Origin of the sequence: Parageobacillus caldoxylosilyticus NBRC 107762 (genome assembly GCF_000632715.1) — a bacterium.
GTDB classification, from domain to species: domain Bacteria; phylum Bacillota; class Bacilli; order Bacillales; family Anoxybacillaceae; genus Saccharococcus; species Saccharococcus caldoxylosilyticus.
Map to the genome: position 1 here is coordinate 19,955 of NZ_BAWO01000065.1, position 7,825 is coordinate 27,779.

The 7,825-nt window shown below is 42.8% G+C and carries 9 protein-coding genes; 1 reads left to right on the top strand and 8 read right to left on the bottom strand.

All coding sequences use genetic code 11. The features are described from left to right. Positions 1–161: 161 nt before the first annotated feature. The 7 genes from GCA01S_RS16350 to GCA01S_RS16375 all read right to left on the bottom strand — a co-directional run bounded on the left by GCA01S_RS16350 (position 162) and on the right by GCA01S_RS16375 (position 7,013). Positions 162–1,430: an ABC transporter substrate-binding protein gene (locus GCA01S_RS16350; protein WP_042411532.1), complete on the bottom strand. Its 1,269-nt coding sequence runs from the start codon at positions 1,428–1,430 to the stop codon at positions 162–164. 543 nt (positions 1,431–1,973) lie between these two features. Further along, entirely contained in the window at positions 1,974–3,644 is a 1,671-nt protein-coding gene (locus GCA01S_RS16355) for a glycerol-3-phosphate dehydrogenase/oxidase (RefSeq protein ID WP_042411533.1), read from the bottom strand. Between the two features lie 229 nt (positions 3,645–3,873). Beyond that, positions 3,874–4,434 carry a glycerol-3-phosphate responsive antiterminator gene (locus GCA01S_RS16360; protein WP_042411535.1) on the bottom strand — a complete coding sequence of 187 codons (561 nt, stop codon included), beginning with the start codon at positions 4,432–4,434 and terminating at the stop codon, positions 3,874–3,876. 14 nt (positions 4,435–4,448) lie between these two features. After that, positions 4,449–4,607, bottom strand: coding sequence for a hypothetical protein (locus tag GCA01S_RS20605; RefSeq protein WP_017436722.1), 159 nt, complete (start codon positions 4,605–4,607; stop codon positions 4,449–4,451). A 16-nt stretch (positions 4,608–4,623) separates the two neighbouring features. After that, positions 4,624–6,021, bottom strand: a complete 1,398-nt coding sequence (locus GCA01S_RS16365; protein WP_042411538.1) for a HAMP domain-containing sensor histidine kinase — start codon at positions 6,019–6,021, stop codon at positions 4,624–4,626. After that, entirely contained in the window at positions 6,018–6,692 is a 675-nt protein-coding gene (locus GCA01S_RS16370; RefSeq protein ID WP_017436720.1) for a response regulator transcription factor, read from the bottom strand. Before GCA01S_RS16370 ends, GCA01S_RS16365 begins: the two co-directional genes overlap by 4 nt. Before the next feature lie 108 nt (positions 6,693–6,800). Further along, the gene (locus tag GCA01S_RS16375; RefSeq protein ID WP_017436719.1) at positions 6,801–7,013 is read right to left on the bottom strand and encodes a hypothetical protein; all 213 of its coding nucleotides are present in this window, start codon (positions 7,011–7,013) and stop codon (positions 6,801–6,803) included. A gap of 115 nt (positions 7,014–7,128) precedes the next feature. Here GCA01S_RS16375 and GCA01S_RS16380 point away from each other — a divergent pair, with 115 nt between their 5' ends. Further along, the gene (locus GCA01S_RS16380) at positions 7,129–7,596 is read left to right on the top strand and encodes an Hsp20/alpha crystallin family protein (protein WP_042411540.1); all 468 of its coding nucleotides are present in this window, start codon (positions 7,129–7,131) and stop codon (positions 7,594–7,596) included. A 41-nt stretch (positions 7,597–7,637) separates the two neighbouring features. On the opposite strand, the gene GCA01S_RS20610 is transcribed toward GCA01S_RS16380, so the two are convergent. Next, positions 7,638–7,778 (bottom strand): hypothetical protein, encoded by a 141-nt coding sequence (locus GCA01S_RS20610; protein WP_169735615.1) that lies wholly within the window; start codon positions 7,776–7,778, stop codon positions 7,638–7,640. Positions 7,779–7,825: the final 47 nt, after the last annotated feature.

Genomic DNA, 7,825 nt, shown 5'->3' on the forward strand with positions numbered 1-7,825 from the left:
TACGTAAACCTTTCTTAACAAATTGAATTTGTGTTCGCACTTCTGTATCCACTATTCTCCTTCCCTTCTTGCCATTTTCGGGAGTCGCTAGTACGGTTTGCTTTATTTGATAGGGTCTGAACATTTTCTTGATCAGACCCTACTTGTATAAAATTAAGCTATTATTTCTTTTGTTGCTCTCGTAGACGTTCAAATTGTTTTTTCATATTTTCGGAAAATTGCTTCGGTGTAATCGAACCAGCAATTAACTCTTGGCCATTGGTGCACATTACATCCCACATACCGTTCGGCAAATACACGCGGTCAAAATAAGGGAATACACGAATGTTAGCATATTTTTCATAATATTGCGTAAGTTCTCCTAAGTCGACGTTAACTCCTTTAATACCAGCAGGAAGGTTGGTCGCTTCCGCTATTTTCTTTAAATTTTCCGTCTTTGCAAAGAAATTAATGAATTTTTTCGCTTCTTCTAAATGCGGAGAGTCCTTCCAAGCAGCTAACGTATGTCTTTCTCCCCCAGAGAATGTAGGTTCATCTCCCTCAGCAATCGCCGGAATTGGCATATAACCAACTTTCAAATTCGGATTAATTTCCTTTGCTTGTCCTACAAAGGCTGGTCCCATCATAAAAAAGGCAACTTTTCCTTCCGCAAACAGCTTTGGTAAATCGCTATATTTCGCCGTTAACATATCTTTATTGATGAGACCTTTATCGTACATTTCTTTGTATTTTTCCGGGAGATATGTCCACTTAGACCAGTCAAACGTCCCATTTAATAAGTCTTGGCTGTAATTCTGTTCTGGACTAATGAGCAATGGAGTAGCAAAATAATCAAAAAATTGGCCTATCGTCCAAGCATCAACTCCAGAAAAATAAAATGGAGATACTTGTCCGTTGCTTTCTTTTTTAATTTTTTCGGCAGCGGCTAACAGCTCGTCGAACGTTTTCGGCGCTTCGATACCGTACTTTTCTAAAACATCCACATTGTACGTAATTCCATCTTTTGCTTCATTGAGTGGGAGTGCGTAAACTTTCCCGTTTTTATCTGTAAGCACTGGTTTCATCGAATCCGTTAAATTAGACGCCCAGCTTTCCTTACTTAAATCTGCCACGTATTTTCCATACCGAATTTGCGCCCAACCGTGTGTATCAAATACATCAGGCAAATCGTTAGCAGCCATTTTTACTTTAAGAATATTTTCATATTCTTGTCCTGGAAAATTGACTTCGACATCAATATTTGGGTTTTCCTTTTCAAACTCTTTTGTAATCTCTTCAAACGCTTCTTTTCCTTTCTCATCACTAATAGTACTAAAAACTGTCAGTTTTACTTTAGAGCTAGAATCTGTCCCCGATTCTTTGCTGTTACATCCAACCATAAGAGATATCGAAAACGCTATCACTAACATAGACATCATTGACTTTTTCATTTTCATTCTCCTCCCTCACTTTCTGTAACATTGCAACTGTTTGGAAGCATGATAAAATATATAATAGTTTTTTGTACATTTGGTTAAGCATCATGGCTTAACCTTTTTTATTTTGCTCCGCTTATTTTATCACCTCCTTAAAAACAGTTTGAAAGCGGTATCGCTTTTATTTAAAAGGATCATGAGCCTTGTTGGAATCACCACTTTCATCGGAATTTCTCGTCTGTTTATTTTTTTAACTAAATTTTTAGTAAACTTTTTTGTTATGATAGTACCATAAACACTAAATAGATTCAATATAATATCTTAATATTTTGATTATTTCTATCATTTTGTACGCCACTTCTATTTTACATTTTTAAACAAAATGCTCATAAACTTAGAAAAATTAATAAAATCATATAGAAATAGCGAAAAAAATTAATCCCTTGCCTGGAGTTCCCACTGAAGTAAAACTGTAATTATTGCGGGATGCTCCAAATACAAGGGATTTTTTAATCGGATCAACATAAATTAATGTTTTCTTTTCCTTCTCTTTAGTTCTTATTTGTTACTACTGCCACATGGAACGACAGCCCCTCTTAGCGCCTTTTCCAGTTCCTTTGTATAAGCCTCCCTTTGTTCCTCTGTCCATTGCAAATAATCGGCCATAAAGGCGATAACGCGGTCTTTCTGACGGCGGACAGAAGCGATGTCAAACAAGAGCGCGCCGGTGCGGCGGATAAAGTAGTCAATCGGCTTTGCCGCCATTTCGTAATCAATGGCGTATAAAAGGCGGACGAACTGCTCGCGGGAAAGGCCGCAGGAAGCATCGTATTGTTTGCTTAGTTCGAATAATTGATCGACATTGGTGCCGTATATTTTCGCTAAACGTTCTCCCTCTTCTTTCGTAAACCCGTATCGCACCGCTTCTTCGGCTTTTTTCGCGATAAAGGCCGGCAACTGCTGCGAGCCGCCGACATCCCCGCCGGAGATTGGCAAATGTTTCGTTTGGCATGGGCGGAACGTTCTTCCTTCTTCTTTCGCCAATAGTTTTGCCACTAAGTCGACGACCGTTTCCGCCATTTTCCGGTAACCGGTTAGTTTGCCGCCGGCGATCGTAATTAATCCTGTCGGCGATTGCCAAATTTCATCCTTACGGGAAATTTCCGACGGATCTTTCCCTTCTTCATAGATGAGCGGTCGGACCCCCGCCCAGCTTGATTCCACATCAGCTGCAGTGATGTGGACGGACGGGAACATATAGTGAATCGCGCGCAATAAATAGTCACGGTCTTCTTCTGTCATCGTCGGATTGGCAATATCTTCATTGTAAAACGTATCCGTCGTGCCGACATACGTTTTCCCGTCGCGCGGAATCGCGAATACCATGCGGCCGTCCGGTGTATCAAAATAAATCGCTTGCTTTAACGGAAACCGTTTTTGGTCGATGACGATATGAACGCCTTTTGTCAGCTGCAATCGTTTTCCCGTTTTCGAATGATCTTTTTCGCGTAGCGTGTCAACCCACGGCCCGGCGGCGTTGATCACTTTTTTCGCGCGGATTTCATAGGTGCGGCCGCTAAGCTGGTCGCGGCAGCGGGCACCAATGATTTTGCCGCTTTCATCGTATAGAAATTGTTCCACTTTCGCATAGTTGACGGCATCGGTCCCCAATTCCACCGCCTTTTTGATCACTTCGATCGTCAAGCGGGCATCGTCGGTGCGGTATTCGACGTAATAGCCGCCGCCACGCAATCCTTCCCGTTTCAATAGCGGCTCTTTTTGCAGCGTCTCTTTGGCGCTTAACATCTTGCGCCGTTCGCTTCGTTTCACGCCGGCTAAATGGTCGTACACCCACAGGCCGAGTGATGTGCTCCATTTGCCGAACGTTCCATCTTTATGAATCGGCAAAAGCATCCACTCCGGTGTCGTCACGTGCGGCCCGTTTTCATAGACGATCGCCCGCTCCCTGCCGACTTCGGCAACCATTTTCACTTCCAATTGCTTCAAATAACGAAGCCCTCCGTGAACGAGCTTCGTCGAACGGCTCGACGTCCCTGCCGCAAAATCTTGCATTTCCACCAGTGCCGTTTTCATGCCGCGCGTAACGGCATCTAGCGCAATGCCGCATCCGGTAATTCCCCCGCCTACCACTAAAACATCGTAATGCTGTTTGCTCATTTTTTCTAAACGCTCGCGCCGCTGTTTGCTGGAAAAGCGTGTCGTTGCCATGAAAACTCCTCCTTTATTGCAAAAAGACAAAAAGAGACCATGGCAAACACGATAAGCTTCCGCCTACCATGCATGCATGGTCTCTCCTTGTCTCCTGACTGGTTATTAACTTACTTTCATTATAGCGAAAAACAGCTTGTTTGGCTAGTGAAATACGGAAAGTTTCTCAGGCAAGAACCATTTCCCGCTGGCATGGCTTGTCCTTTCCCTTATGGAGAACGGGAAAACATTAACAGTTCTCATAATGTTTCCACAACTCTTTATTGGAAGTAGTCACCGCAACCGCTCCCGCTCCGAGCGCGCGCTCGACGTCGTCCACGGTGCGAATCAGCCCGCCGGCATAAATCGGCTTTCCCGTCCGTTCCTTCACTTCGCTGATCATATGGGGCATTGCTCCTGGAATTACTTCAATGCAGTCGGGCTGCGTTTTTTCAATCAACTGGTAGCTTTTTTCAAGCGCGTGCGAATCAAGCAAAAAAACGCGCTGAATCGCAAGCACCTTTTTTTGCTTTGCCTTTATAATGACATTTCCCCTGGTGGAAATCAGCCCGTACGGACGAAACTCCTGACATAAGTATTCGGCCGCATGCTCGTCATGGCTTAATCCTTGAATCAAATCGGTATGAACGATCAGTTTTTTTTCGTGCTGACGGGCGTAATGAAATACGCTTTTTAATTGAGAAATATGTACTTCCAATAACACTCCGTACATATAGGAGCTGGCTAAAAATCTTTCAAAATCTTTCATTGTTTTCATGGCCGGAATAACTTTTTGGCAATGAACGTCCATCATGCCACTCACCTTTATCGATTCTTTCCTGTCTCGATTTCTTCCAGACAAGATAATGACATCATAGCCCGCGGCTTGCAAGTGGCGATTTTCACGCCGCGTTTGCGAAATTTTTCGACCACGTACTGAATATTCTTTTTCTGCATCACCATTCCTTCATGAAGATGTTCCATCGTCTCTCCCCTTTCTCTATTCTGCTTTCGGAATTGCCAGCTCGACCGTTGTCCCTTTGCCTACTTCGCTATCTATCGTAATTTGTCCATCATATTTATCGATGATTTCCTTGGCAATAGCCAAGCCAAGACCGACACCGCCCTTTTCGCGGCTTCTCGCTTTATCAACGCGATAAAAACGCAAAAATACTTTTTCCAATTCCTCTTTCGGAATTCCGATGCCATAGTCTTTGACAGCAATCGTCACATACCGTTTTTCTTCCTTTATCAAAATCGTCACCTGTTTAGCCTGTTGTGAATATTTTACTGCATTATCAAGTAAAATTAACAGCAATTGCTCAAAATGGTATTTCGTCATGCGAATGTGCGCTGTTTGTATTGCTGAATTGTCGATAGTAAACTGAAAATCTGGATGCAAAACGCGGAAGTTTTTTACAACTTGTTCAACCGCTTGTTGCGGATCAATCGACACTATCTCGTTTGGAATGGTAATCGCCTCGGCGCGCGATAAATCCAAAAGCTCCAGCACTAGTTTTTTCAAACGCCCCGTTTCCTTTATGGCCGCCTGTAGCGATTCTTCCAAAATGTCGGGATTATGTTTTCCCCACCGTTGCAATAACGAAAGATGGCCTTCTAAAATGGCGATCGGCGTGCGCAGCTCGTGGGAAGCATCTTCGACAAATTGCTTTTGCTGGTCAAACGAACGTTCAATTTCGTCCATCATTTGATTAAACATCATCATTAATTCCGACATTTCATCATGGGAAGCCGGAACATCGATGCGCTTTTCCATTCCTTTGTTTTTAATATCCATCATCGTTTTCGTCAACGCTTTCAGACGCCCGACAAAATTTTGCGCAACAAGCCGGCCGATAAAAGCGCTCGTAATCATGGCGGCAACGCCGATAGCCGTCATAATGAAAAACAGCGTATTGGTCATGTGCTGGAATTTTACAAGACGGCGCGCAATTTCGATCGTTCCGTGTACTGGTCCGATATGCAAAGGTTCGCGCAGCATAATAAACCGTTCATTGTTGATAAAATGATAGTCCATTTGCAGCTCTTTTGGAGCAGCGCTTGGCGACAAGGAAACCGAAGCGCCGTTGGAAACCGAGACAACGACGTTTCCTTCGCGGTCGAGCACACGAATCAATTGATATTTTTCATTTAATTTTTCCAATAGCGGCCTGCTTTGGCGAACATCCTTCCATGATATATTACGTTTTTCGCCGTAATAGGTTTCAATTTCTTCAATGATTTGTTTCATTGCTTTTTCTTCTTCGTTCAGCAGCCACTGTTTCACAATATGATATTGCAAAAAGGTGAAAATAAAATAAGTAATAAAAATCGCCACTGCGGAAAGAAAAGTAAGCTTCCATTTTAATGAGACGTTTTCAGGCCGAAAAAGTTTCATGACCGCATCACATATCCAGCGCCCCGCACCGTTTGGATATACCGCTCTTTATCGTTTTCATCGAGCTTATGCCGCAAATAACGGACGTATACATCAACCACATTTGTTTCGACTTCCGTATCAAATCCCCATACTTTGTTAAGCAGTGTATCACGGGTGAGCACAATATTTATATTTTGCAAAAACGTTACTAATAAATCGTACTCGCGTTTCGTTAATTCAATGAATCGGTCGCCTTTTTTCACCGTACGGGCATTCAAATCGACGGTGATATCTTTAAACGTTAGCACATGCTCTTGGGCAGTCGGATGAACGCGGCGAAATAAAGCGCGGATGCGAGCAAGCAACTCCTCGATTGCAAACGGCTTTACTATATAGTCATCCGCCCCGTTATCCAGCCCCATGACACGGTCAAAGACGCTGTCTCTTGCCGTAATCATAATAATCGGAGTCTGTTTGACAGCACGGATGCGCCGGCACACTTCCATACCGTTTAAACTCGGAAGCATGACATCTAATAAAATTAAATCCCATTCTTCAGACAAAGCAAGCTCGAGTCCTTCTCTGCCGTCATGACTCACCTGCACTTCATATCCTTCATGGGATAAATCAAGCTCAATAAATCGCGCTAAATTCGCTTCATCTTCAATAACTAAAATGCGGTTATTCATCTTTTTTCCCTCACTTGTTTGGTTGTTGCATATCCCTCTTAGTTATATCATATCAAAAGAAAAGCCAATCGCCAGATGCGATCAGCAACGGAAAACAATTGGTTCGCTTCACGAATGGCGATCGACTAGAAAGTCAATAATCGCTTGGACAATTTCGACTGCCTGGTAAGAGAGAAGCGAGACAGCTGTTCCCGAGAAAAACAGGGTAACAAACCAGTGAAAAATATGCATTGCTCCTTCCCCCTTTTCGTTTGCTGGCAGCTTTTTCTCGCAAGCGCCAACAAAGCAGTATGCGGTATGGCTTTTATTTACTGGTGTCATTATATTTCCACCATGTTAAAAATACATTAAAAATTCCTAAAAAATAACAGTGACTTTTTCCATTTTGGCACATACATTTAAAACTAAGAAATGACTGAAAGGAGAGCTGTAGGAAATGGGCGAACATTTTCAGCCGCCGATGAAACATGAAGGAAATGAGAATCCGTTTGGGCATTTATGGAAAATGTTCGATCAATTTTTAGACGAACGGCCCCTAAAGAAAATGATGGAAACGCTGGATGAATACTTTCAACAAACGTTTTCCCAAGTCTATATCCCGATTGACGTCCACGAAACAAAAGAGGAATATACGATTATCGCTCATCTCCCAAATGTAAAGCGAAACCAAATCGAGCTGCAATTTATAGACGATCATTTGCAGCTGATCGTCCATCATCGTGAAACGATCGAATCGCTCGACGATCAAGGGCATGTGTATCAAAAGCGGCAAACGCAGCAGCATATTTCCCGCATGATTCCACTTCCTTACCCGGTAAGCGAAAAAGATGTGAAAGCGTCTTTTCAAAACGGAAAGCTCGTCATTCGCCTGCCGCAAAAACGGAAATATATCGAGATTGAATAAAAGAAAGGGATGCCCAAACAAACGGGCATCCCTTTCTTCTATTAATTTTTATGCGACTTGCTTCCATATTTATTGTTGATTTCCGGTGTTGGATCCTTCTGGATATCCCATTCTTTCGCTATTTCTTCCCAGTTGTTTGGATATTTATTTTTCCGCTCGCGGTTGTCATTCCGGTTTGTCAACGTCATTTCACCTAGTTACTAAAATCTATAAAAATCAACTCATCGCG

Coding starts and splice junctions, on each gene's coding strand:
- GCA01S_RS16350 (WP_042411532.1), bottom strand. CDS start 1,430: ATGAAAAAGTCAATGATGTCTATGTTAGTGATAGCGTTTTCGATATCT.
- GCA01S_RS16355 (WP_042411533.1), bottom strand. CDS start 3,644: ATGGCAACGACACGCTTTTCCAGCAAACAGCGGCGCGAGCGTTTAGAA.
- GCA01S_RS16360 (WP_042411535.1), bottom strand. CDS start 4,434: ATGGACGTTCATTGCCAAAAAGTTATTCCGGCCATGAAAACAATGAAA.
- GCA01S_RS20605 (WP_017436722.1), bottom strand. CDS start 4,607: ATGGAACATCTTCATGAAGGAATGGTGATGCAGAAAAAGAATATTCAG.
- GCA01S_RS16365 (WP_042411538.1), bottom strand. CDS start 6,021: ATGAAACTTTTTCGGCCTGAAAACGTCTCATTAAAATGGAAGCTTACT.
- GCA01S_RS16370 (WP_017436720.1), bottom strand. CDS start 6,692: ATGAATAACCGCATTTTAGTTATTGAAGATGAAGCGAATTTAGCGCGA.
- GCA01S_RS16375 (WP_017436719.1), bottom strand. CDS start 7,013: ATGACACCAGTAAATAAAAGCCATACCGCATACTGCTTTGTTGGCGCT.
- GCA01S_RS16380 (WP_042411540.1), top strand. CDS start 7,129: ATGGGCGAACATTTTCAGCCGCCGATGAAACATGAAGGAAATGAGAAT.